Here is a 23,877-nt window from a genome sequence, read left to right on the forward strand (position 1 = left end):
GCCGACCTAGCTCGTAATGTCCTTACGGGCAAAGCGGGTCCAGGCCGCCGTGAAGAAGATCGCCGAGTACATCACAGCCAAGGCGGTACCTCGAACCATGTCGTCCCACGAGATGGTCGGGGTCAGTGCATCGAGCCAGGAGTACTGAAAGTGCGTCGGCAGCACGACTCGATACGGGTCGAGTGCCGTGATCGAGTCGAGGATGTTGGACACGACGACAAGAAACGTCGCTCCGCCAACGGCGGCGAGCGGAGCATCAGTCAAGACGCTGAGCAAGAAGGCCAGGGCTGCAACCAAGATGGCCTGAATGGATGCGTACACCGCGACTATCACCATTCGCTGCAGCGTTTCGGAGTAGCTGAAGCTACCGCCGAACGGTGATCTTGCCGGCGCCCAGCCGAAGAACGCTCCGCCCACCACGTAGGCCCAGGACGGCAGCAAAACGTTGACCGCGAAGCTGAAACAGAGCGCGACGATGAGTTTCTGCCGAAGTAACCTGGCCCGCGGAACCGGCAGGCTCAGCAGATAACGCAATGAGGACCAGCTAGCCTCGCTCGCGATGGTGTCGCCGCAGAACATCGCAACGATGACAACCAGCAGGAACCCGACCGACGCGAACTCGGCGAACAATGCGAAATTCCCGGCGCCAGCGGTAGCAAGGTCGACCAAGGCACCGTTTGGCGAGCTCGAGGTCGAGCCGCCGATCTTGAACGCCAAGGCCATGATGATCGGCAGGATAAGCAGAAACACACCGGTCCACTGTGTTCGACGGCGTTTGAGCTGCCGGATGAATTCCACCCGCAGCGGCAACGTCCTACCAGGATCGAAGGGTCGATAGGCTGCAGGCAGGTCGTCAGGCAACGCCGCCAAGCGATCGTGAATACCCCGGCGAGTGGCCGCGGCGGGTGCGCTAGTCGATTCGGGCTCGTCACTCATGGCGCTCACCGATCAGATCGAGGAAGACATCTTCGAGGGCACGCCGGGCCGGCACCGCCCGTGCCGATATGCCAGCAGCGGAAAGGACATCCAGAGCCTGGCCGGCGTCGGGCACGACCAGCTGCTCAGCACCCGCACCGGCGACCTCCGCGACCGATCCCGCGGCGACCAGTCGCCCCCGTGCCATGACCACGAGATGGGTACAGGTCTGCTCGACCTCGGCAAGCAAATGCGATGAGATGATCACGGTGCGACCGCTCGCGGCGTAGCGGTGCAGCACCTCACGCATCTCGGCGATCTGCGGTGGGTCGAGGCCATTTGTCGGTTCGTCCAGCACCAACACTTCGGGTAGACCGAGCATGGCCTGCGCTATCGCCAGCCGCTGTTGCATGCCATGGCTGAACGTCTTCACCCGACGATCCAGCGATGAACCGAGACCAGCAATTTCGAGCACCGTGTCGAACTCTGCTGCCTCCCTCGGGCGCCCGGAGGCCGCCCAGTACAGCTCGAGGTTCTCACGTCCGGAAAGATGCGGAAGCAAGCCGGGCCCTTCGACGAAGGCGCCCAACGAAGACAGCACGGACGCTCCCGGTACGACCTCTTCGCCAAACACCCGCACCGAGCCTTCGGTCGGCATGATCAACCCCATCAGGACGCGCAGGGTGGTCGTCTTACCCGCGCCATTGGGCCCGAGCAGGCCAACCACCTGGCCACGTTCCACCCGGAACGTCACGCCGTCGACGGCCCGATAGCCGTCGGAGTATTCCTTCACCAGGTTCGAGACCGCTACCGGTACATCAGCCAGCAAGGGATCGCGATCGGCCTGCCGCCGGGACCGGAATCGCCAGCCGAGATAGCCGGCGCAGACGAGCAGGACCAGCCCGGCTGAGATCGGCCACCAGAGCACACTCCCGTTGCGGATTGTCTTCGTGGCGACAACGGGGATCGTCAACTGGGACTGGCTGGGATTCAACGTGACCGTGTACGCACGTGCATCGGCCGGCATTGCGTAGCCGCTGTCTGTCGTTGATACGACTACTGCCAGCCGATGGCCTGCTGGTATCTGGGTCACGATCCAGGGCAGATCAATCGACACGGCCTTCGCCTGCGCCGCGCCAAGCTCGACGTTCACGGGTGCGACCAGGTTCGCCGGCAGGGTGCTGGCTCCGTCGGGAGCTATGTCGCGCAAGCTCACGAACAGAGTCGCATTGCTAACACGTTGAGTCGCGTCCGAGCGAGGAAGAGCAGCGATCGTCAGGGAAACCTTGGACGATCCAACGATCAACCTGGCATCGGGCAACGCGGCGGTGCTGAACGTCGCGGTCTGGCCAGGCAGTTCGGATAGGCCGACCGCTCCGATGGCCCCGGCGGCGCCCGCTGACGCTGCCGCATTGAGTAACTGCCCGAGACCAGGTGAGGACGACACCGCCGCCGGACTGCCGCCGGGCGGCGCGTCGATTACCTGCGTAGGCCCGGTCAAGGCGACGCTGGCGGTGTTATGCGCGTTACCTGGCAACCCTGGATAGCCATTCACCGCGCGCAGTGTGGTGTTCACTGCCCGTCCCGTCGAGCCGGAGATCCCCGCGCCTCGCTCGGAAAGCAGGAAACCGCCCGAACCCGCTGCGGAAACTGAATCCGCGGCCCCGTCGTCGGAACCGGTCGCCGATTTCAAGTGCTGGTCGAAGAAGGCGCGCTGCCAGGTATCGACACTGTCGCTGTTATCGCCCGCATCATGACCACCGGCTCGCCAGCGCACCTGCACCGGCGCGCCGGCCTGCGCAATTTGCTTGGCGTTGGCGTCGGCCTCACTGAGCGGAAACAATGAATCCTGCTCACCTTGCGTCAACAGCGTTGGCGCTCTCATCCGGCTCAGCACGGCGGTCGGGCTCGATTGCAGCAGTCGCTGGTGGTTCGCCGTCTGCACGGCCGCAGCCGCCTGCGCGGTTTGAGCAACGCCCATCTGCTGATAGATCTTGCAGATGTCGGGCGCGAACCGTCCACAGCCTGGACCGGCCGAGGGGCCGGATTCCACCGAACCCACAGATCCGTCAGAGCCCACAGCCCCGCCAGAGCCCATCGAGAACGAGAACAGATAGCTGGTCCAGAGTTTCTTGTACACGCCGGCGGCTGTCCCGGTCGATCCAGCTCCGTCAGCCGCGACGGCATTATTGGGAAACAGCGCGGTCGCAAGGTTGTTCCAGGTGATGTCGGCCGCGACTGCGTCCACGCGATGGTCAACCGCCCCGAGCATCAGGGCCAACGCGCCGCCGTAGGAACTGCCTGCGACACCGACGACCGGCACGCCGGAGCGCCGTTCGACCTCTGGCCGCTGCTGCAGCCAATCCAGCAGTTTCGAACCATCTGCAACCTCGTACTGCAACGAGTCCAAATGGATGAGCCCGCCTGAGCGACCGAATCCCCGGGCGGTGTAGGTCAGCACTACATAGCCGTGTCTGGCCAGATCGCGCGCCTGGGTAACCAGGTCCGCCTTGGTGCCGCCGAGCCCGTGCGCGAGGAGCACGGCAGGGGCGGGAACAGCGGCGGGAAGAAATAGGGAGGTATCCAGTTGGACGACCGAGCCGTCCGACTCAGCAACGCCCGCCACAAACTGATCGCTCACGCTTACCTTGGCGGGCTGATTGACCAGAACCAGAACCGCTGAGATGACAATTGCCAGCACGGCGAGTGCTGCCACCAACCACCAGCGGTTTCGACGTGAAACTATGACCCGAAGTCGGGCGGACCATGACGCAGCTGACGACGACCTGAGGCCGGACTGATTCCGGGAAGGGTCGATCACTCTGCGAGCGTACGGAGCTTCTCGGCCAGTGCGGCGTCTTTGCTGAGGGCACTCTCAGCCAGGGCCCGCTGAAACTCTTGGACGCGGCCGCGGAGCAATACGTCAGACGCAGCCAGAATGCGCACCGCCAGCAGGCCCGCATTGCGCGCACCGCCGATCGAAACGGTCGCCACCGGGACGCCTGCGGGCATCTGAACGATCGACAGCAGTGAGTCCATGCCGTCGAGATATTTCAGCGGTACCGGCACGCCGATGACCGGCAAGGGAGTGAGGGAGGCGACCATCCCTGGCAGGTGTGCCGCTCCGCCAGCGCCGGCGATGATCACCTTCAATCCGCGATCGGCCGCGGCCCGCGCGTAGTCGAGCATGCCCTCCGGAGTTCGGTGGGCAGAGACCACCCGCACCTCGCAGGGCACGTTGAATTCCCGCAACGCCTGAAGCGCATCGCTCATGACGCTGAAGTCGGAGTCACTGCCCATGATCACGCCCACGAGTGGAGCATCAGGGCCTGCTGCCGGGTCCTTCGCAGGTGTTACCTCAGCCATGAGCGTCCGTTTCTGCTCGGTCTCCGAGACATAGATAATCTGCCGCGGCCCGCGCTCGAGCACGCACCGTTTGAACGTCGTCTCCTAGCGCAGTTACGTGGCCAACCTTGCGACCAGGCCGAAAGCCCTTGCCGTACAAATGGATTTTCACATCCGGCCAGCGGGCCATCAGGTGGTGCACGCGCTCGTCCAGTGCCGGCTTCGTATCATCTGGGCCACCGAGTACGTTCGCCATGACGACCACTGGCGCGGTTTGGGTGGTGACCCCCAATGGGTAGTCGAGCACCGCCCGCAGGTGCTGCTCGAATTGAGATGTACGCGATCCCTCGATCGTCCAATGCCCGGAGTTATGTGGTCGCATAGCGAGCTCATTGACGACCAATTCCCCTGTCTTGGTAACGAATAACTCGACCGCGAGAATTCCGGTGACACCGAGTTCGGCGGCGATGCGCAATGCCAGCTCACGAGCCTTGTCGCCTTGCGTTTCGCTCAGGCGCGGAGCGGGTGCAATGACCTCGGTGCAGATGCCATTCTGCTGGACGGTCTCGACGATCGGCCACGATGCGCCCTGTCCGAAAGGAGACCTGGCGACGACCGCCGCGATTTCGAAATCGATATCGACCTTTGCCTCGGCGAGCAGGGGCGTCTGCGACTCGAGCAACGGCTTCGCTTCGTCAAGGGAAGCGACGACCCAGACCCCCTTGCCGTCATAGCCTCCCGTGATCGCCTTCAATACCAGCGGCCAGCCCACCTCGGTCCCGAATTCGGCTAAGGCTGCTGACGGATCGTCTGTTCGTGACAGGTCCAGCCAAGCCGGTGCGGGGGCGCCGAGCTCGGTCAGTCGTCGGCGCATCGCAGCCTTGTTCTGAGCGAACTGAAGCGCCTGCGCGCTCGGCAGTACCGTCACCCCGGCCGCGGCCAGCGCCTGAATGTGCTCACCCGGTACATGTTCATGGTCGAAGGTCACCACATCGCAGCCTTCGGCGAAGCGTTGCAGATCAGCCAGGGACCGGTAGTCGCCAATTTCGACATCTGGAGCAACCATCGCCGCCCCGTCGTCAGGGGAATCGGCGAGCAGCCTGATCGATTGCCCGAGTGCGATGGCGGCCTGATGGGTCATGCGAGCCAATTGGCCCGCTCCAACCATTCCGACGACGGGCAGTCCGGTGCGCTTGTCCACGTCACTAAATCTATCTGTCATTCTCAGCCGACCGGGCCACCGGGCCACCGCCGCCGCTTGTCGGATGGATTCGTCCGGATTCAAGTACGTTGGCGCTCATGTCTGGCCTCCCCACTCTGCACGTCAGCCGATCGTTCAGAAGGACGGGGTCTGACGCCGGGCCCGTCGCGGTGGTGCTCGTCCTGCACGGCGGCCGCGAAGCAAGCCTCGCCCCGACCCGGGCCACCCAACTCGCGGTGCTGCGCATGGTCCCCCTCGCGCGCCGTATCCAACATCTCGGGCACGGCCGGCTGGTCGTCGCCAGGTTGCGGTTCTGCGTCCGTGGCTGGAACGGCGAGCTGATGTCACCGGTGACAGATACTCAATGGGCACTCGATCGGCTCGCCGACAGGTTCCCTGGCCGGGCAATCGGGTTGGTCGGTCATTCAATGGGCGCCCGGACGGCGTTCCGAGCGGCCGGTCACCCCAGCGTGCGTGCGGTCGTGGGCCTAGCGCCATGGTTGCCGGCCGACGAGCCCATCGAACAAGTCGCGGGACGAGCTGCGCTGCTGATGCACGGCACCGCAGACCGCATGACCTCGCCACGAGGTAGCGAGTTGTTCACCGACCGGCTCCGGGCTGCTGGGGTGCCGGCCAGCCTGGTCGAGATACGAGACGAACGACACGGAATGCTTCGCCGCCCTGCGGTCTGGCACGACCTGACCGCGGGCTTTCTGATGCAGACCCTGCTCGACCAATCCGTTGTGACACGGGTACCGAATCTCCTCCAACAGGTTGCAGCGGGCAACCCGCGCGTCGAGGTCTGACGTGACGCGGGAGCGAGAAGGAGACCATCGAGATGAGCCGACGTCGAGTCGCCGTCATCGGCAGTGGTGTCGCGGGGCTCACCGCGGCCTACATCCTGCAAAGGGAAGCCGACGTCACGCTGTTCGAGGCTGATTCACGCCTGGGCGGTCACGCGCACACCCACGAACTCCTTGATCCCGCTGGAAGCCAGCTCAACGTCGACACCGGGTTCATCGTGCACAACGCGCGGACCTACCCGTACTTGATACGACTGTTCGCCGAGCTCGAGGTGGCAACTCAGGACTCTGAGATGAGCATGTCGATCAGCTGCGGTGGCTGCGGTCTCGAATACGCAGGTGCGCGCGGGCTGTCCGGACTCTTTCCAGCTATCAGCAATGCGGGCAACCCGCGATATCTCTACTTGCTCACTGAGGTGACCCGATTCCATCGGCGGGCGCGAGCGACGTTGGCGAAGGCAGCGCTACCCGGTGAGACCGAGCTGGACGCAGAATCCCGAGCCGTACCCGAGACGATGCGTGAGTTTCTGCAGCGCGGCAGGTTCAGCGCGTACTTTCGATCGCATTTCGTCACGCCACTGATCTCGGCAGTGTGGTCATGCTCCCCCAGCCTGGCGCTGGAATACCCGGCGGAATACCTTTTCGAATTCCTCGACAACCACGGCATGCTCTCGGTAAGCGGTTCGCCAGAATGGCGGACGGTGGTTGGTGGGTCGGCTCGGTACGTGGCAAAAGCTGCCAAGCAGCTGTCGGCGGTACATACCTCGACCCCGGTACGAAGCGTCAGCCGCAGCGCCGCGGGTGTGCTCGTTCGGGATGACGCCGACCAACTCGGACGCTATGACGCTGCGGTAATCGCCACCCACCCTGCTCAGGCGCTGAATATGTTGGCCGCGCCGAGTGCCACCGAGGCCGCTACGCTGGGCGCAATCACATATTCCGTGAATCCCGCGGTTCTGCATTCGGACCCGAACGTGCTCCCGCGCGCGGTCAGGGCCCACGCCTCGTGGAACTACTACCTACCGTCATGTGACGCCGCCGCCAGTAACGTTCACGTGACCTATGACATGAACCGGTTGCAACGGCTCGCGACCGAAACACCATACCTGGTAACGCTTAACGATCAGAACCTGGAAGCTGCTGGTGGGGCTGGCTGCCAGTCGATCGCGGACGATCTGGTCTTAGCTCGGATGGTTTATGAACACCCGATCTTCACGCCTGACTCGGTCGCAGCCCAATCCGATCTCCCGGCGCTGAGTGACTCCACGATCGCCTTCGCGGGCGCCTATCACGGTTGGGGTTTCCATGAAGACGGCTGCCGATCTGGTGTAGTGGCCGCCAGCAGCCTCGGGGTGCACTGGTGACTGTCTCCGCCGCTCCCCCGGTCGGCATCGCGCTGCCGGCCGAGTACGAAGTCGAGATCACGCATCGGCGGCGCGACCCGATCACGTACGCCTTCACTCGCCGCAGCTCGATCTGGCTGATCGATCTCGACGATATCCCGAAGCTGCCGCGCGGTCTGAGGTGGTTGTCATCGTTTCGCACCGAAGACCACCCGCTGTCGCACCAATCCAGGCCGGGCCCACCGTCATTGCGAGTGCACGTGGATGCGTTCCTGGCCAGTCAGGGTGTCGGCCGGCCGGCCACCGTCCTCATGCTCGCAAATCCACGCGTCCTCGGTTATGTCTTCAATCCGCTGTCGGTGTTCTACTGCTTGGACAACGCAGGCCGCCTTGGCCAGCTGGTCGTCGAGGTCCGCAACACCTACGGGGGCCGGCACTGCTATCTGTTGTTCCCAGACGGGTCGGGAAACGCCAGCACCGACAAGGTCTTCTACGTGTCGCCCTTCTACCCGGTGGACGGCGAGTACACGATGCGACTCCCAGTACCTACGCGTCATTTGCTGGTCAACGTGAACCTGCAACGCGCTGGCGAAAGACCATTCGCCGCGGTCATGACCGGCCGCCGTCGACGGGGCGATCGGCAACCGTCCCCGCTTTGGGCCTCGCTGCGGACGCCGTTGGCGACCAGGGCAGTGATGGCGGGCATCAAGCGACACGGAATACAGCTCTACCTGCGAGGCCTGCGGCCATTTTCGCGATCAGGTCCGCGGCCAACGAACGTCCCTGCCGAAATGAACTCATCTCGAAGTACGGCAGATATCGGGCCAAACATGTGCGCCCAAGTTCCTAATGAGGGTTGTAAGTCATGACCGCTACCTTTGCACCACCGGAAGCTTCGATCGACGGGGCGCTGTGGCCCGAGGTCGTGACGGTGCCGCACCGCCCCCTGCGGGCAGCCGTCGCCAAGAGATTGACCAAACGTGCAGTTGCTTCGCTGCCGCTACGCGTTACAACAGCCGACGGCGAGCGATTCGGTGCGGGTACGGTCGATGATCCCAACCTGCATCTCATCCGCCCGGACGCTTTCTATGAGCGGTTGGGGTCGGGCGGCCTGATCGGCTTCGGTGAAGCGTTCATGGCTGGCGACTGGGTATCCGACGATCTCGCAGGCGTGCTCACCGTCATGGCCAGACGGATGGCGGATCTGATTCCGCCTAAGCTACAAAGGCTTCGCAGCGCGGCCGTCCACATTCGTCCGAGCTCACAGGACAATACTGTGGAGGGGGCGCGGCAGAACATTCGCCGCCACTATGATCTCTCGAACGAACTGTTCGCCTTGTTTCTCGACCAGTCGCTGACCTACTCTTCGGCATTGTTCGAGTCCGACCCCGACCATGCCGCCGAGTCCTTGACGTCGGCACAGAACCGCAAGATCGACCGGCTGCTCGATATCGCCGGCGTGGGGCAGCATTCCAAAGTTCTCGAGATCGGTACCGGCTGGGGCGAGCTGGCCATCCGCGCTGCTGCTCGCGGCGCCGAAGTGACCTCGGTGACGATCTCGACCGAGCAGGCCGAACTTGCGACCAAGCGCGTTCATGAGGCTGGTTTCGCCGATCGGGTCGAGATCTGCTTGCAGGATTACCGCGAGGTCAGCGGCCAATTCGACGCCGTCGTGAGTGTCGAAATGATCGAGGCCGTCGGCGCCAACCATTGGGATGAGTACTTTGCCAAGATTGCCAGCCTGCTGGTGCCCGGCGGTCGTGTCGGCCTGCAAGCCATCACGATGCCTCACGACCGCATGGTCGCGACGCTGAACACGTATACCTGGATTGTGAAATACATCTTTCCCGGCGGAGCCATCCCGTCGGTACGCGCCATTCGCGAACACGTCGATGCGGCTGGACTCCGGATGAGTTCCGAATTTGCGTTCGGCCTGCACTACGCCGAAACGCTGCGGCGGTGGCGCCAGACTTTCGAAGCCGAAGCATCGAATGTCCAGGCGTTGGGATTTGACCAGGTGTTCCGGCGCATGTGGTCGTTGTATCTCGCCTACTCGGAGGCCGGCTTCTCCTCCCGCTACCTCGATGTCATCCAGTTCGGATTCGCCAAGCCGGTTGAAGGATCCTCATGACCACGGCACAACGCTTAGCCGACTTGGCCGGCCCCATGCTGGGCGGCAGTCTGCCGGTCCGCATTCGCGCGTGGGACGGAAGTGAGGCTGGACCCGAACAGGCGCCGATTCTGGACATCACCTCCCGTCGAGCGCTACGCCGACTGTTGTGGGAGCCCAATGAACTCGGCCTTGCGCAGGCATACATCAGCGGAGAGATAACTGTTGCCGGAGGTGCGGCACCGCTTGCTGCGGGATTGCGAGAAGTCTGGCGACGTGCTCGTGCCGGCGAAGATACGCAGCGCACCTTGGCCCGATCCCAGAAGCTCAAAGCCGCATTGCTCGCGGTACGCCTCGGCGCGCTCGGGCGGCGTCCGACCGCACCGTCGTCTCAGGCGCGGCTGAATGGCGCGTTGCATTCGCAAGCACGAGACAAGGCGGCCATCGCCCATCACTACGACTTGTCCAACGAGTTCTACGCACTGATCCTCGATCCATCGATGGCATATTCGTGCGGCTACTACACCGATTCCGGTGCCACCCTGGCCGAGGCCCAGGCTGCGAAACTCGACTTGATCTGTCGCAAACTCGGGCTCGAACCGGGAATGCGGATGCTTGACGTCGGTTGCGGTTGGGGCTCGCTTAGCCTTTATGCGGCGGAGCAATTCGGTGTTCAGGTGCTCGGTGTCACGATCTCCCAGCAGCAATACGAGTTCGTCAGCAAGCAGATCGCCGAACGCAATCTGAGCGACCGGGTAGAGGTTCGTGTACAGGACTACCGGGCGGTGCGAGAAGATCACTTCGATGCGGTGAGCTCGATCGAAATGGGCGAACATGTCGGACAGCACAACTATCCCGCCTACGTTTCGACCCTGTTCTCCCACCTCAAACCGACCGGACGGCTGCTACTTCAACAGATGTCGCGGCGGGCGGACGCCGCACCCGGCGGCGGTGCATTCATCGAGAGCTACATCGCGCCAGATATGTATATGCGACCAGTGGCCCAGACCCTTGGCTTTCTCGAAGAGGCCGGTTTCGAGATTCGCGAGGTCCAGGCGTTGCGTGAACATTACGTTCGCACGGTGAACCACTGGCTCGAGACATTCGAAAGCCACTATTCGGCTGTTGTAGCTATGGTCGGTGAAGAGGTTGCCCGGGTCTGGCGGCTGTATCTGGTGGGTGGGAGCTTGACGTTTGAGGAGGGCCGGATGGGCGTAGATCAGATCTTGGCCATCAAACCCTCTGACGTCGGATCTTCGGGTATGCCCAGCACGCCACTATGGGCCCTTCCAGCGTGATGTTCGGGTCTGATGATCACTCCTTTGCGACTGCCAGCTTTATGGACAGCCTGCCCTGGGCCGTGCTGGCGATCGTGGCACTGCTCGTCCTGACCTATGTCGCAAGTCGCATTGCCAATAAGCACAGTGTCATCGACATTGCTTGGGGGTTGCTGTTCTGCTCCGCGGCGTTGGCGGCCTTCGTCTGTTCGTCGGGCTCGGGCAACTCCGGTCGCCGGTGGTTATTGCTGGCAATGGTGTTGATCTGGGGTCTGCGGCTGGCGATTCACATCGGTCGCCGGTCGGTCGGCAAGGGAGAAGATCCGCGGTACGAAGAGATGCTGGCCGATCGCGGTCCGATTCAGACCATCGCTGTGATCTATGGATTGCAGGGCATCCTGGCGTTTCTAGTGTCGGCACCGGTACTTGTCGGCATGTTCGAGCGTGGCCCGCTCACGCCGCTGGCCTGGGCAGGTCTGGCGTTGTGGCTCGTGGGACTGTTTTTCGAGGCTGTCGGGGATTGGCAGATGGAGGAGTTCAAGGCAGCGAAGGCACGCGAGGAGCTACCACAGAACGCCGTGATGGACCGGGGCCTCTGGAAATACACCCGGCATCCGAATTATTTCGGTGACGCCTGCGTGTGGATCGGAATCTTTCTGGTCGCAGCTGAGCGCTGGCCCGGCGTACTTACGATCTTCTCGCCCGCGATCATGATTTATCTGCTGGCATTCGGGTCGGGCAAGCGGATACTCGAACGTTCGATGTCCCGCCGGCCCGGTTACCGTGAGTACATGTCCAGGACCTCAGGTTTCGTCCCGCTGCCGGTGCGGCGCCAGTAGCGGACGGGGGCGAGGACGCTTCTGAACGTATGCACAGGGTGGGGGCCAGTACACTAGGTCGCAATGTCTAGTTCACTAATCGGGCGCCTGCGTGGGCCTTGGCGCCTACTTGTCAAAGAGATTGCAGCGTTCGGGCTCATCGGCGCGGTGTCCTTCGTCATCGAGCTCGGGCTGTTCAATGTGATTCTGTCGCAGGAGAACGTCGGCCCGCTCAAAGCCAAGCTGGTCGCGACTATCGTGGCGACCACTTTCGCCTATTTCGGCAATCGCTATCTGTCGTTCTCGCACCGGGCGCGCACCAGCATCGGGCGAGAAACTGGCTTCTTCTTCGGCATCAACGGCATCGCGTTGCTGTTCAGCGAGTTGATCCTCGCCCTGTTCTCATATCCCTTGCACTACCGTGACAATCATCTGGTCATCAATATCGTGAACCTGGCCACGATCGCTCTGGGTACGGTCTTCAGGTTCTGGGCGTACAAGCGGTTCGTGTTCCTTCATCCCGACCGGGTTGCTGAACAGATTGCCGCACGAGCCGTAAGCGAGCCCGAGTCTGACTCGCGCCTGGCCGCTGGTTGAGCACGGTCCAAATCCGGTGGACGGATTGGGCGGCGCGGATGACGCCATCCTGTTGTGCTGCCGGCTACGAATACGTTCTGAGTACGAATAGTCATCGCTAATGAATCAGGGAGCGAAATGGTGACCGATGCCGATAGGCGCTCTCAAGGCCTTACCGCAATGGATAGATGCGATCGATGCTCTGCTCGCGCAGTGGTCGAGACCGAGATACAAGACGGCAGCACGTTGTTGTGGTGCGCCCACCACTTCTCAGCGTTCGAAGCGGCTCTAGACGGTCGCGGCGCCAGGATCGTCACCGACGCCCGCTGATCTACTACCCGATCAGCAGCACGAGCTTGCCCCGCGTGTGACCGTCCTCGCTGACGCGATGCGCCTCAGCGATCTCAGCGAGCGGGAAGGTCTGCGCCACGGGGAGCGAGAAGCGTCCGGACTCGATCAGCTCGCCGATCTCGGCGATCGCGTGGACGGCGCGACCGGCATCGTCCCCGCGGCTGAACGTCACGCCGTGCTCCTGAGCGCCAGCGAAGTCGGCGATTGTCACGACGTGCTCTGGACCACCGGCGAGCTCGATGAGCTCGGGCAGGACGCCGCTTCCGGCGATGTCGAGTGCCGCGTCGACGCCGGCTGGCGCGAGCGCACGGACCCGCGCGACGAGGCCCTCGCCGTAAGCGACGGGCTCAGCGCCCAATGAGCGCAGGTAATCGTGGTTGGCAGGACTGGCGGTGCCGATCACGCGCGCACCGCGCGCCACGGCGAGCTGGACAGCTGCGCTGCCGACTCCGCCAGTGGCGCCGTTGACGAGCAGCGAGCTCCGGGCCCCGAATCCGAGTACGTCCAAGCTGCGCGTAGCCGTCTCGATGACGACGGGCAGCGCAGCGGCCTCGACGAAACCAAGGGACGGCGGGATCGGCGCGTAGTCGGAGAGCACCACCAGCTCCGCTGCGCCAGCGCCGACCTCCCCGGGCGAGAAGCCGAACACTCGGTCTCCGACGGCGGCGTCCGTCACGCCCGCACCGACCTCATCGACGACGCCCGCCACCTCGCGACCCGTCGTCTGTGGGAGCTCGCCGCCCATCAGGCCCTTGCGCAGCTTCCAGTCGGACGGATTGATGCCTGCGGCGTGCACGGTGACCCTGATCTGGGCCGGCCCAGCGTGCGGGTCCGGAAGCTCCACGATCTCGAGGACCTCCGGGCCCCCGAACTGGCTGAATCGGGCTGCCTTCATCATTCGCTCCGATCTCGGTGCAGGCGTCGCGCTCAGTCTCATGTCCGCTCACATTCGTCCGCTCACATTCGTCCGCTCACCATTTGACAGATTAGAACATGTGTTCGAACATGGAAGGGTGACCGCCGCCGCCTTCAACCTCGATCCTGAAGAAGCGGACCTTCCGAACTACGGGGTCTTGAACGACCAAGCAGCCGAGTTCGACGACACCGACGGCGCTTATGCCGTCGCTGAGCCAGATCCCTTTTCCGATCATCCCCATAGTCATCCCCATAGCTATCCCCATAGTCATCCCAATAGCTATTCCCACAGCCCCGACAGTGCCAGTTCGCACCGGCACCCCTCCTTGAGAACCGAACTGCGCGCTTCTCCAGCCGGGCCCATGGCAACGCTGGCCAGGCCCTGTCTCCCTCCGCTCCCGCTACATCCGGGTCTGGAATCGATATTGCCCGACGGTCTGCGCCGAGGCAGCACCATCGCCATCACGAGTTCGGTTTCGCTACTGCTCGCCGTACTTGGCGGCCCATCAGCCAAAGGAGCCTGGACGGCCATGGTGGGCATGCCTGCAATCAGTGCTGAAGCTGCCGCCGAAGCGGGTATCGATCTGGAGCGGCTGGCGATAATCGGGCCTCCCGAATCCGGTTGGACCTCCGCTTCGTGGACGACTGCGGTCGGTGCCCTGCTCGACGCCGTCGACGTGGTGGTTGGCAGACCCGGAATTGCCAGCGCAACAGCCGGCAACAGCACCACGATCCGTACCGGCGCCAGCGGTATCAATGACGGGGACGCCCGTCGGCTCACCGCCCGAGCCCGCAGCAAGGACGCAGTTCTGGTGCTGTTCGGACAACACGCCACCGCTTGGCCTGCTGTAGAAGTACAACTGTCGGCGCAGCACAGTCATTGGACCGGAATTGGTGATGGCTACGGACGGATCAAGGCTCACCGTGTCACCGTGTCCGCCGTCGGAAAAGGCCGGTCGGCCCGCCCCCGTACCGCAGATCTCTGGTTGCCATCCGCAGCTTCAGTAACCCAGTCTCCCTCAACCGGCACCAGGCCCAGCGATTCTCAACAAACCAGCTCCCGACCAGTCCGAGGGCGCCCGGCCGCCGACACCAGATCGTCGGAAAGCGACCCCGCCGCTACTGCTCTAGCCGAGGCGGGGTGACCGTCCCGATCGCTCCTCCGCGGATGGCCGCGGTGTGGTGTCCGGACTGGCCAGTCACGACGGTACGCACCGAGAACGGCCTGGATTCGACCGAGCCGATCGCGGTACTGACCGCTAACCGGGTAGTGGCGTGCTCACATGCTGCGCGCCAGCAAGGCATCGTCCGTGGTCTACGGCGCCGCGAAGCCCAGGGACGGTGTCCGAATCTCATCGTGCTCGCCCGCAACGAAGCCGCCGAGGCGCGCGCGTTCGAACCGATCCTCGGCGCCATAGAAACGATCGCCCCTGGCGTCGAAGTCGGGCGGCCAGGCCTTGCTTCGATCGGTATCAAAGGGCCTACCCGGTACTTCGGCGGTGAGACAGCAGTGCTGCACGCTCTGTCACGGATCATCGCCGAACATACCGATGATGTTCTGATCGGAGTGGCCGATGGCGCTTTCGCCGCCGAACAGGCCGCCCGACGCGGCAGCATCATCCCGCCCGGCGCCTCGGCGCAGTTTCTCGCAGACCTCCCGATCGCAACTTTGGACGAACCTGACTTGGCGGATCTGCTGAAACGCCTGGGGATTCGTACCCTTGGCGCGTTCGCGGCATTGCCGGCCAGTGACGTCCAGGCTCGCTTCGGACCAACCGGAACCTGGGCGCACCGGCAATCGGGCGCTGTCGACGCACGGCCGATTGCCGCCCGACGGCCACCGGTTGAATTCGAGGCAAGTATCGAATTCGAGCCACCTTTGGAACGGGTAGATGCCATCGCCTTCAGCGTCCGTGGCACTGTCGAGCAGTTCGTGTCCGACCTTGCCGATCACGGTTTGGCCTGTACGTGCTTCGAATTGATCGCTCAGACCGATCGCGGCGAAGAGACCGTCCGTCGTTGGCGACACGCTGGCGTACTGACCGCGGTAGATGTGACCGATCGAGTCCGCTGGCAGCTCGAGGGCTGGCTGAGTCGTCGTCCGGGCGAACCGAACGCCCCGTCCGGGCCAGTGAATCTGCTTCGCCTGACGCCCATCGATACGGTTCCCACGGGCGTTCACCAGCGTGCGTTGTGGGGTGGGGACGGCGCGGTGGACGAGCGTGCGCACCGTGCCCTGGCTCGGGTTCAAACACTGCTCGGCCATGGGTCGGTACGTACTCCGGTGGTATCCGGTGGCCGCGGGCCGGTACAGCGCACTCGGCTGATCCCCTGGGGCGATGACCGGCCCGAAGATGGTGTCGCTTCCCAGCCATGGCCCGGACGGCTACCGTCACCCGCACCATCTGTGATCATCGATCCGCCCCGGCCAGTCGAAGTTCTCGACAGCTCCGGTCGAACGGTCATCGTCACTGAACGAGGCAGTATCCCCACCCCGCCGGCTCGCTTTGCGTTAGAGCCGTTTACCGGGCCGACCAATGGTGCAGCGACTGGCGCTGGCCCGGTGCTGAGCATGGCCGGTGGCCGATCCAGCGCTATCACCGCGTGGGCCGGCCCATGGCCGGTGGACGAACGATGGTGGGATGTCGAGTCCCGCCAGCAGTTGGCTCGCCTACAACTCGTCGACGCCGTGGGACGTGCCTACCTCGTCTTCTTCATGGTGGCCGAACAGAGCTGGTTTCTGGAAGGCATCTATGACTGAGGACCACAGCGCTGGGACGTCCCCGAGATCGGTACTCAACCCAAACCACTAATGACGATCAAGAACGAAATCCACGCAAACATCAACAGGGCGAACGAAGCACCAATGACAATGCCCGCGATGGACATACCTTTGCCGACACCGGTTCGCCTTGATTGGCGATACCCCGCAATACCAAGGCCAACACCGACCAGGCCCGGTATTCCACACGCGAAGACGCTGCACAGTGAAACGATCAAGGATGCGAGAGCCAGGCCATTGTTCTGCCGTGGCACGGGGTAGGGCGAACCGCCAGGCGGATAGCCCACCGGATACGCCGGAGCGCCGTACGGCGGCTGGCCATAGGGCGGCTGCCTTGGATCATCGCTCGGATTTGGCGCACCACCGTAGCCGTAATCACCGTCGTTGTACTCATCAGCCACTAGTCAGTCCTCACCACGACGTGCGTCGATGCTGACCCTATCGCGAAGAGGTCAATCGCTACTTCTTCGAGGTGAGCGAGCGAAGGAAGAACGCGAGGTTGGCGGGTCGCTCCGCAAGCCGCCGCATGAAGTAGCCATACCACTCGTCGCCGTAGGGAACGTAGACGCGCATCTGATAGCCCTCGGCGGCAATGGCCTGCTGCTCCTCCGGCCGAATCCCGTACAGCATTTGAAACTCGAATGAATCTGCGCTGCGGCGATGTTCTTCGACGGCGGTATGCGCCGCGGCAATCATCAGGGGATCGTGCGTGGCGATCATTGGGTAACCATCGCCGGCCATCAGAACGTTCAGGCAACGAACATAGGACTGCTCCACCGCATCTGAGACATAAGCGACCGACGGTGGCTCCGCGTAGGCGCCCTTGCACAACCGGATGCGCGAACCACTAGTTGCAAGGTCGCGACAATCGCTCTCGGTCCGTTTCAAATAGGCCTGCAGCACGGTGCCCACCCAACCGAAGTCCTGACGCAATTCGGTGACGATGCCGAGGGTTGAGTCGGTCGTGGTGTGATCTTCCATATCAATGGTCACGGTCGTCCCGGCAGCCTGTGCTGCCACGCAGATCGCTCGAGCACCGTCGAGAGCTATCTGGGCGCCATCACCCGGCAGCGACTGACCAATCGCAGACAACTTGACCGACACCTCGGTTTGGCCGGCCAACTGCTGGCTCGCGAGCGCAGACAAGATCGAGACATAGGCGCTGACCGTCTGATCTGCTTGTTTGCGCGAACTGGTGTCTTCACCCAGAAAATCCAACGTGACTCGCAGCCCAGAATTCACCAACTCGCGGGTCGCTCTCAAAGCATCGGGCTCTTTCGGCCCAGCAACGAACCGATCGACTACCGGACGAGTCAGTCGGGATTTCTCAGCGACGCTGCGTAACCGCGGCGAGCGCGCAGCCGCGAGCAGCGGTTCACGAAGCAGGGTCATCGCTCATTCCCCCGCAACGTCGCGGTGTCCGTCGCGGTGTCCATCGCGGTGCCCGTCGCCAGTGCCCTGATGGGGGTAGCCAACCGTTGTTGCCGCTACGAACGTCTCTTTGATCGCGCGAGGAGATACCCAGCGCTGCAGGTTCAAGATCGAGCCGGCCTTGTCGTTGGTTCCGGAGGCGCGCGAACCGCCGAAGGGTTGCTGGCCTACCACAGCGCCGGTTGGCTTGTCGTTGATGTAGAAATTGCCTGCCGTGAACCGGAGTCGGTCAGTGGCTTTTGCGACTGCCGCGCGGTCCTTGGCCACAATCGATCCGGTAAGTCCGTACGGGGCCGCTTGATCGACGAGATCGAGAATGGCGTCGAAGCTGACCTCGGCCGCGTCGGCGTCCGCGCCGTCGTCATAGACGTAGACCGACAGGATTGGGCCGAAGTACTCGGTTGAAAAGATCTTGTGATTGGGATCGGTAGACACCAGAATTGTGGGTCTGACGAAAAATCCTTCACTGTCGTCAGCCGTTCCGCCCGCCAACACCTGGATAGCAGGATCGGACTTGGCATCATCGAGCACGGTGGCGAGCCGATCGAAGGCCCGTCGATCGATGACCGCGCCGAGAAAGTTCGTCAGGTCGCTGACATCGCCCTGCGTCAGGGCCTCGGTTTCAGCGGCCAGGCCTGCGGACAACTCCTGCCAGATCGAGGCGGGGACGTACGCCCTGGACGCTGCCGAGCATTTCTGGCCCTGATACTCGAATGCCCCTCGTACCAGCGCAGTCCGCAGTACATCGATATCCGCTGAGGGATGGGCCAGGACGAAATCCTTGCCGCCGGTCTCCCCAACCAACCGCGGGTACGTTCGAAACGCGGAGATATTGGCACCGACCGTCTTGTACAGATGTTGGAAAGTCGCCGTTGATCCGGTGAAGTGAATCCCGGCAAGATCGCGATGGGTCAATACGACGTCCGACACTGCCCTTCCGTCGCCGGTCAGCAGGTTGATGACGCCGTCGGGAAGGCCTGCGGCCTCCAGTAGCCGCATAGTGAACTCGGCGGCGAGCAACTGGGTTTCAGATGGTTTCCAAAGAACGACGTTACCCATCAGGGCGGGCGCGGTAGGCAGGTTACCCGCGATCGCGGTGAAGTTGAAAGGCGTTATGGCATAGACGAAACCTTCCAGCGGGCGATGGTCCAAGCGATTCCAGACACCTGGCGAAGACACCGGCTGCTCTGCCAACACCTGTCGGCCGAACGCAACATTGAACCGCCAGAAATCGATCAGCTCGCAGGCAGAGTCGATCTCGGCCTGAATGGCCGTTTTCGACTGGCCGAGCATGGTCGCTGCATTCAGAGTGGCGCGCCATGGGCCGGCGAGCAGATCGGCCGCGCGCAGGAATATCGCTGCGCGGTCGTCATAGGACATTGCTCGCCACGCCGGCGCGGCCGCCAATGCGGCATCAATGGCGTCCGACGCATCTGCACCGGTGGCTTCGGCATAGTCGCCCAGCACGTGCGAATGCTTGTGCGGTTGAACGACGGTGCCACGCTCGCCACCACCCATCCGCTGCTGCCCAGCGATCGTGCAGGTGAGCTGGTGCCGGATGCCGCTCAGTTCGGTGAGCTGCGCGACGAGTGCGGACCTTTCCGAAGAACCGGGCGTGTAGTCGAGTACGGGCTCGTTCCGTGGTGCGGGAATCTGGCTGACGGCGTCCATGGTGTCTCCTCGGGTCGGCTACGCCCAACGCTAGGCCGCTACACACCCGCAAAACTGCTCTAATCCGATAATATCAACGGTGTGACATCCTCTGATCTGAGCACCTCGTTAGCGGCAACCTCGCATTCAGCTGCGTCGCCGTGGGCCGCCGATCTTTCGCTCGAGAATCCGCCTCTGGCACGCTCGCTGACCGTTCTGGGTGCTGGCGAGACGCTCGTGAACCATCCCACCGGCGAGGGCGAGCTCGTCCTCGGCATGGGGATCGAGGTGGTAGATCTCCGCAGCGACGAGTGGTCCGCCTTCCAACAACTGGCGGAGGCGGCCCGCGGCGGCGCCGGCATCGTGCTGCGCAAGCCGCCCTCGGTTCAGCTGAGGGCGGCCGCCGAAAGACTTACCGCCGATCTAGCAGTACCGCTGTATTGGCTGCCGGAGGATCTGACCTGGTCCGAGGCTCATCGCGTCTTATCCGAGTCGCTCGCGCCACGGCTGGCCTCGGACGATGAGCTGTCGGACCTCGCGCAAACGATCGCAACGCTCACCGGCGGTCTCGTCACGATCGAAGACACTTCGTCGCGGGTACTGGCCTATTCCCGGTCCAGCGATGAGGTGGACGAACTGCGTCGACTATCGATTCTCGGGCGCAGTGGGCCGCCCGAATACCTTGCCTTGCTAAGGCAATGGGGTATCTACGACCGGCTCGCGGCAGCGGAAGAGGTTGTCGAGATAGCAGAACACCCTGAGTCCGGAGTGCGGCGACGGCTCGCGGTCGGAATTTTTGCCGGCAAGCGGCAGCTGGGCACGATCTGGGTTCAACAGGGAGCGCAAGACTTTCCGCCACACGCCGCGCAGGCCTTGCTCGGTGCGGCCCGGGTCACTGCGACTCAACTTGTCGCTGGTCGGCAGACCGTCTCCGACAAGGATCCGACCGGTTCGTTCCGGCCGCTGGCGGCACTGCTGTCAGGCCGGTCGTCGGCCATGCCGTCCATCTCGAACCGGGCTCAGCAACAGCCATGTGCTATAGCGGTATTCGAGCTCGGTGGCAACATCCGCGACCGCACTGAACAACGCCTGGAACTGGACGAGCTGGCAGGTATCGTTGCCGTTCACGCAGCAGCTATCAGGCGTAACGCCGTAACCGAGATCATCGACGGCAGAGTCTATGTACTGCTTCCATCGTTGAGTGCGACAGAAGCCATCGTGCCGGGTCTGCAAGCCGCCGTCCTCGCTGCCCGTCAGCACCTTCGCCCTACTGTCAGCTGCGCGGTCGGGCCCGTCTCCGAAACCGTGGCTCACTCGGCGTACTCGCGTCGCGGCGCCGACCTCGCCCTGGACAGCATCGGTTACTCCAGGGCGGCGCAAGGCGGCGTGACTCTTTTCGAGCAGGCTAGACCGAGTCTGGCGGTGGCGGCTGCGGTGCAGGCCTTGGCCCAGCGCAAGGAGTTGCAAAGCCCTGGGCTGGCGGAACTATTGGTCGACGAACCGGAGCTGGCCGAGACCGTCCTGCTCTACCTGGAGCGCAGCTCACAAGTGGCGCCGACTGCGGCGGCACTGCGCGTACACGTCACGACGGTTCGCTACCGATTACGTCGCGCCCAGGAATTGGCCGGGCTCAATCTCGACGATGCCGATCAGCGGCTGGCGGCGCATTTGCAGCTCCGCAATGCTCTAGCCACAGGAGCGCCCAACCACGATTAGCCAAGCATTGTCAGAAACTAGCCAACTTCGGGACCGGTGGGGGCGATCAGGTCAGCTGACGGAGTCTTTCGATCAGCCATTTTGCGTCGACGCTGGACAAGCACCATCGGGACCAAGACAAGTGCCAGCAGCAATAGGAACGGCAATGCATAACCCAGGACAGCCGCGATCCAGCGGAACCCGACTGTGAGTCCATGCCATCCATTGCCGATGGCCGTGGCGAATCCGGATGGGTTGTGTCCAGCAATGATGGGCGCGACTGCCTTACCCTTCAGCTGGATCGTCAAGGTGGCTATGGCAATCTGATTCTCAAGCGCGCGCTGCTGAGCAACGGTCGAGGCGAGTTCGGCTTCACGCTGAGTGAGTTGGCTCTCCAACGCGACGAGGTCGCCGATCGATCCGGAGTCCTTCAGAAAGTTCTGCAACCTTCCGACACTGATCGTGAGTTCCTTTACCCGTGCGTTGACGTCGGCATGCGCGGCCGTCACGTCCTCGCCATTCACCGTCCGGTCGAGCTCCTTGCCAACTGTCACGGCATAAGCGATGAGTCCGTCGAGCCTGGCAGGCGGCACCCGCAGCACGAGCGTGGCATTTCGCTCGTCGCCCGAACTCGAACGTTGGTCGCCGCTGACCTGTGCGGTAACCCGAGCGGCTGCCGCAAGAATCATCCCGGCGGCGTGATCGACATCCTGTACCTGCACATCGACCGCAGCCGTGCGAACGAAATCTTCCTGCTGCAAAGGTGTTCCAGCTTTAGCGGGCACCTTCGCGGGCGCACCCATAGCTGCAGACGGAGCCACCTCGGGGGTCGCACCGCCACCGGCGGCCGCGTTGGCACCCGCAGCCGCGTCGCCGTCGGCCACCTGCGCCGGCCCATCAGCCACGGCGGCGGATGACTCGGCTCCAGACGAACTCGAGGCATGCCTCGGCGACGTACAGCCGCTCACCGCAAGCAAGGTCAGGATGACGACGGTGATCAACACCGCGACGCGGTGTCCGGTTCTGCGGAACGTCTGCTCGGTGCGCACGGCTGACCCTGCTTTCAACTCACGCCAGACCGGTTGGTCCGTCACCAGAGCAGATGGGACGAGGACTCGACCGTGTTGCCGCCGAGATCAACTTGTAATAATCAGGTCCGGACCCGCGCTCACGGTGCTCACGGTGCTCACTGTGCTCAAGGGGAGAGCTGGCATGCTGCGGCGGTGGACGTCGTTCAGCAGGTCTGGCAACGGGTGATCGGACAACAGACGCCACCGAGTACGAGCGCGGTGCTCGGCGCTGGTGCGGTGGCGCTGCTCCTGGTGATCCCCCGACCAGTCTGGGCGGTCACGCGCCACCTGGTCACTATCGCGCACGAGGGTGCCCACGCGGTCGCTGCGTTGGCCACCGGCAGGAGGCTTGCCGGCATCCGGTTGCACTCCGATACTTCGGGCCTCACAGTGTCGAAGGGCAAACCGCGGGGTCCGGGTATGGTGCTCACTTTTTTGGCAGGCTATCCGGGCCCGGCGCTATTTGGTCTTGGCGCGGCGGCCCTTTTGGCGGCCCACCGCGCGGTTGCCGTGCTCTGGATCTCTCTATTGCTGTTGGCCCTGTTGTTGTTGCAGATTCGCAACTGGTTCGGATTGTGGTCCGTCCTGGTGACCGGTGTCGCAGTGTTCAGCGTGTCATGGTGGCTGCCGGAACGCTGGCAGTCGGGCTTTGCCTATCTGATCGCATGGTTCCTGCTATTCGCTGCACCTCGGCCGGTAGTGGAGCTACAAGCCAAACGTCGGCGACGCGGTGCACAGGCGTCCGATGCCGATCAGCTGGCCAGATTGACGAGGCTTCCCGGCCTGGTCTGGGTAGCGGTCTTTCTGGCAGCGACCCTTGGCGCGCTCGCGCTCGGCGGCTACTGGTTGATCGCGACTCCGACGTGAGCGGCAGCACTGGCGCCTGTTCTGTCGTTGTGCTCATAAAGCGCCCGTACCATCCGAATAGAATTGGAGTCGCTTCCGACAGTCGTCGACGGCGCATCAAAGCAAGGGGAAATCGTGACTGAGGTTGCCGCTGGATGGTACCCGGATCCGTACGGGGCAACCGGCCAACGATGGTGGGACGGCGCCCAGTGGACAGATTCCGTTCAACCTGCCCCTCCCCTGGGTAGTGGCTATGCCCAGCCCCAGTACGGCCAGCCCCAGTACGGCCAGGCAGCGTCCGGCCAGCCCCAGTACGGTCAGGCAGCGTCCGGCCAGCCCCAGTACGGTCAGCCCCAGCACGGCCAGGCAGCGTCCGGCCAACCCCTGTACGGCCAACCCCAGTACGGCCAACCCCAGTACGGCCAACCCCAGTACGGCCAACCCCAGTACGGCCAACCCCAGTACAGCCAGCCCCAGTACAGCCAGCCGATGGGGGCCTATTCCGCCTCGAACCAGGCACCAACCATCTTCCAGCGGAACCGATACACGGCGATCACGTTCGGGGTGGCGGCACTGTATGTCGTGCTCGCGTTCGCGGTACACATCGTGCTGATTGGCATCCTCCCGATCTTGTTCACAGTGCGAGCATTTCGGGCCAAAGAGCCGCTGGCGCCGATTGCTGCGGTCGTCTCGGTGGTGGCCGTCCTCGCTGCGGTCGTGCTGCTCGCCTGAGAACTGCGGGTCGGGCG

General features: G+C 63.5%; 22 protein-coding genes. 13 read left to right on the plus strand and 9 right to left on the minus strand.

Annotation, left to right across the window (positions count from 1 at the left end; translation table 11 throughout):
• Positions 1 to 6: 6 nt before the first annotated feature.
• The 4 genes from ACSMXN_RS17860 to ACSMXN_RS17875 are packed head-to-tail and all read right to left on the minus strand — an operon-like array spanning position 7 to position 5,461.
• Positions 7 to 936, minus strand: a complete 930-nt coding sequence (locus tag ACSMXN_RS17860) for an ABC transporter permease (protein WP_022913167.1) — start codon at positions 934 to 936, stop codon at positions 7 to 9.
• Entirely contained in the window at positions 929 to 3,736 is a 2,808-nt protein-coding gene (locus ACSMXN_RS17865; protein ID WP_022913168.1) for an alpha/beta fold hydrolase, read from the minus strand. The genes ACSMXN_RS17860 and ACSMXN_RS17865 overlap by 8 nt, the downstream gene beginning before the upstream one ends.
• On the minus strand, positions 3,733 to 4,281 hold the full coding sequence (gene purE, locus ACSMXN_RS17870) for a 5-(carboxyamino)imidazole ribonucleotide mutase (protein WP_022913169.1): 549 nt from the start codon (positions 4,279 to 4,281) through the stop codon (positions 3,733 to 3,735). Before purE ends, ACSMXN_RS17865 begins: the two co-directional genes overlap by 4 nt.
• Positions 4,274 to 5,461 (minus strand): 5-(carboxyamino)imidazole ribonucleotide synthase, encoded by a 1,188-nt coding sequence (locus ACSMXN_RS17875; protein ID WP_022913170.1) that lies wholly within the window; start codon positions 5,459 to 5,461, stop codon positions 4,274 to 4,276. The genes purE and ACSMXN_RS17875 overlap by 8 nt, the downstream gene beginning before the upstream one ends.
• Before the next feature lie 98 nt (positions 5,462 to 5,559).
• Here ACSMXN_RS17875 and ACSMXN_RS17880 point away from each other — a divergent pair, with 98 nt between their 5' ends.
• The 8 genes from ACSMXN_RS17880 (at position 5,560) to ACSMXN_RS17915 (ending at position 12,718) form a co-directional block, all read left to right on the plus strand.
• A complete protein-coding gene (locus ACSMXN_RS17880; RefSeq protein ID WP_022913171.1) occupies positions 5,560 to 6,267 on the plus strand; it encodes an alpha/beta fold hydrolase in 708 nt (235 codons plus the stop codon).
• Between the two features lie 26 nt (positions 6,268 to 6,293).
• On the plus strand, positions 6,294 to 7,628 hold the full coding sequence (locus ACSMXN_RS17885; protein WP_155958354.1) for an FAD-dependent oxidoreductase: 1,335 nt from the start codon (positions 6,294 to 6,296) through the stop codon (positions 7,626 to 7,628).
• Entirely contained in the window at positions 7,625 to 8,476 is an 852-nt protein-coding gene (locus tag ACSMXN_RS17890; protein WP_022913173.1) for a DUF1365 domain-containing protein, read from the plus strand. Before ACSMXN_RS17885 ends, ACSMXN_RS17890 begins: the two co-directional genes overlap by 4 nt.
• Positions 8,473 to 9,738 (plus strand): SAM-dependent methyltransferase, encoded by a 1,266-nt coding sequence (locus tag ACSMXN_RS17895; RefSeq protein WP_022913174.1) that lies wholly within the window; start codon positions 8,473 to 8,475, stop codon positions 9,736 to 9,738. The genes ACSMXN_RS17890 and ACSMXN_RS17895 overlap by 4 nt, the downstream gene beginning before the upstream one ends.
• Positions 9,735 to 11,015: an SAM-dependent methyltransferase gene (locus tag ACSMXN_RS17900; RefSeq protein WP_022913175.1), complete on the plus strand. Its 1,281-nt coding sequence runs from the start codon at positions 9,735 to 9,737 to the stop codon at positions 11,013 to 11,015. Before ACSMXN_RS17895 ends, ACSMXN_RS17900 begins: the two co-directional genes overlap by 4 nt.
• Positions 10,997 to 11,833 (plus strand): DUF1295 domain-containing protein, encoded by an 837-nt coding sequence (locus ACSMXN_RS17905; protein ID WP_022913176.1) that lies wholly within the window; start codon positions 10,997 to 10,999, stop codon positions 11,831 to 11,833. Before ACSMXN_RS17900 ends, ACSMXN_RS17905 begins: the two co-directional genes overlap by 19 nt.
• Positions 11,834 to 11,896: 63 nt before the next feature.
• Positions 11,897 to 12,409: a GtrA family protein gene (locus ACSMXN_RS17910; RefSeq protein WP_022913177.1), complete on the plus strand. Its 513-nt coding sequence runs from the start codon at positions 11,897 to 11,899 to the stop codon at positions 12,407 to 12,409.
• A gap of 159 nt (positions 12,410 to 12,568) precedes the next feature.
• On the plus strand, positions 12,569 to 12,718 hold the full coding sequence (locus ACSMXN_RS17915) for a DUF7455 domain-containing protein (protein WP_455407783.1): 150 nt from the start codon (positions 12,569 to 12,571) through the stop codon (positions 12,716 to 12,718).
• A gap of 4 nt (positions 12,719 to 12,722) precedes the next feature.
• On the opposite strand, the gene ACSMXN_RS17920 is transcribed toward ACSMXN_RS17915, so the two are convergent.
• A complete protein-coding gene (locus tag ACSMXN_RS17920; RefSeq protein ID WP_027139407.1) occupies positions 12,723 to 13,634 on the minus strand; it encodes an NADP-dependent oxidoreductase in 912 nt (303 codons plus the stop codon).
• 118 nt (positions 13,635 to 13,752) lie between these two features.
• Between ACSMXN_RS17920 and ACSMXN_RS17925 the strand changes: the two genes are divergently transcribed.
• Positions 13,753 to 14,799 (plus strand): hypothetical protein, encoded by a 1,047-nt coding sequence (locus ACSMXN_RS17925; RefSeq protein ID WP_155958355.1) that lies wholly within the window; start codon positions 13,753 to 13,755, stop codon positions 14,797 to 14,799.
• Positions 14,796 to 16,415, plus strand: a complete 1,620-nt coding sequence (locus tag ACSMXN_RS17930; RefSeq protein WP_196811260.1) for a Y-family DNA polymerase — start codon at positions 14,796 to 14,798, stop codon at positions 16,413 to 16,415. Before ACSMXN_RS17925 ends, ACSMXN_RS17930 begins: the two co-directional genes overlap by 4 nt.
• A gap of 35 nt (positions 16,416 to 16,450) precedes the next feature.
• Here the strand turns inward: ACSMXN_RS17930 and ACSMXN_RS17935 are convergent, their stop codons facing one another.
• Genes ACSMXN_RS17935 through pruA form a run of 3 tightly spaced genes read right to left on the minus strand, consistent with a single transcriptional unit; the run spans position 16,451 to position 19,538 of the window.
• Positions 16,451 to 16,837 (minus strand): DUF4190 domain-containing protein, encoded by a 387-nt coding sequence (locus tag ACSMXN_RS17935; protein WP_022913183.1) that lies wholly within the window; start codon positions 16,835 to 16,837, stop codon positions 16,451 to 16,453.
• A 58-nt stretch (positions 16,838 to 16,895) separates the two neighbouring features.
• Entirely contained in the window at positions 16,896 to 17,822 is a 927-nt protein-coding gene (locus ACSMXN_RS17940; protein ID WP_027139410.1) for a proline dehydrogenase family protein, read from the minus strand.
• Positions 17,823 to 17,831: 9 nt separating this feature from the next.
• Positions 17,832 to 19,538 (minus strand): L-glutamate gamma-semialdehyde dehydrogenase, encoded by a 1,707-nt coding sequence (gene pruA, locus ACSMXN_RS17945; RefSeq protein ID WP_022913185.1) that lies wholly within the window; start codon positions 19,536 to 19,538, stop codon positions 17,832 to 17,834.
• A gap of 81 nt (positions 19,539 to 19,619) precedes the next feature.
• Here pruA and ACSMXN_RS17950 point away from each other — a divergent pair, with 81 nt between their 5' ends.
• On the plus strand, positions 19,620 to 21,233 hold the full coding sequence (locus ACSMXN_RS17950; protein ID WP_022913186.1) for a helix-turn-helix domain-containing protein: 1,614 nt from the start codon (positions 19,620 to 19,622) through the stop codon (positions 21,231 to 21,233).
• Positions 21,234 to 21,250: 17 nt separating this feature from the next.
• Here ACSMXN_RS17950 and ACSMXN_RS17955 read toward each other — a convergent pair whose 3' ends face one another.
• Positions 21,251 to 22,306 carry a DUF4349 domain-containing protein gene (locus ACSMXN_RS17955; protein WP_022913187.1) on the minus strand — a complete coding sequence of 352 codons (1,056 nt, stop codon included), beginning with the start codon at positions 22,304 to 22,306 and terminating at the stop codon, positions 21,251 to 21,253.
• Positions 22,307 to 22,435: 129 nt separating this feature from the next.
• Between ACSMXN_RS17955 and ACSMXN_RS17960 the strand changes: the two genes are divergently transcribed.
• Together ACSMXN_RS17960 and ACSMXN_RS17965 are read left to right on the plus strand one after the other, a co-directional pair.
• The gene (locus ACSMXN_RS17960; RefSeq protein WP_022913188.1) at positions 22,436 to 23,149 is read left to right on the plus strand and encodes a M50 family metallopeptidase; all 714 of its coding nucleotides are present in this window, start codon (positions 22,436 to 22,438) and stop codon (positions 23,147 to 23,149) included.
• Between the two features lie 114 nt (positions 23,150 to 23,263).
• The gene (locus tag ACSMXN_RS17965) at positions 23,264 to 23,860 is read left to right on the plus strand and encodes a DUF2510 domain-containing protein (protein ID WP_051148862.1); all 597 of its coding nucleotides are present in this window, start codon (positions 23,264 to 23,266) and stop codon (positions 23,858 to 23,860) included.
• Positions 23,861 to 23,877: the final 17 nt, after the last annotated feature.

It is taken from the genome of Parajatrophihabitans canadensis, assembly GCF_053764775.1.

Excerpts from the sequence above, each read along its gene's own strand:
- ACSMXN_RS17860 (WP_022913167.1), bottom strand. The coding sequence starts at position 936 with ATGAGTGACGAGCCCGAATCGACTAGCGCACCCGCCGCGGCCACTCGC.
- purE (WP_022913169.1), bottom strand. The coding sequence starts at position 4,281 with ATGGCTGAGGTAACACCTGCGAAGGACCCGGCAGCAGGCCCTGATGCT.
- ACSMXN_RS17880 (WP_022913171.1), top strand. The coding sequence starts at position 5,560 with ATGTCTGGCCTCCCCACTCTGCACGTCAGCCGATCGTTCAGAAGGACG.
- ACSMXN_RS17895 (WP_022913174.1), top strand. The coding sequence starts at position 8,473 with ATGACCGCTACCTTTGCACCACCGGAAGCTTCGATCGACGGGGCGCTG.
- ACSMXN_RS17900 (WP_022913175.1), top strand. The coding sequence starts at position 9,735 with ATGACCACGGCACAACGCTTAGCCGACTTGGCCGGCCCCATGCTGGGC.
- ACSMXN_RS17905 (WP_022913176.1), top strand. The coding sequence starts at position 10,997 with ATGGGCCCTTCCAGCGTGATGTTCGGGTCTGATGATCACTCCTTTGCG.
- ACSMXN_RS17910 (WP_022913177.1), top strand. The coding sequence starts at position 11,897 with ATGTCTAGTTCACTAATCGGGCGCCTGCGTGGGCCTTGGCGCCTACTT.
- ACSMXN_RS17915 (WP_455407783.1), top strand. The coding sequence starts at position 12,569 with ATGGATAGATGCGATCGATGCTCTGCTCGCGCAGTGGTCGAGACCGAG.
- ACSMXN_RS17920 (WP_027139407.1), bottom strand. The coding sequence starts at position 13,634 with ATGAAGGCAGCCCGATTCAGCCAGTTCGGGGGCCCGGAGGTCCTCGAG.
- pruA (WP_022913185.1), bottom strand. The coding sequence starts at position 19,538 with ATGGACGCCGTCAGCCAGATTCCCGCACCACGGAACGAGCCCGTACTC.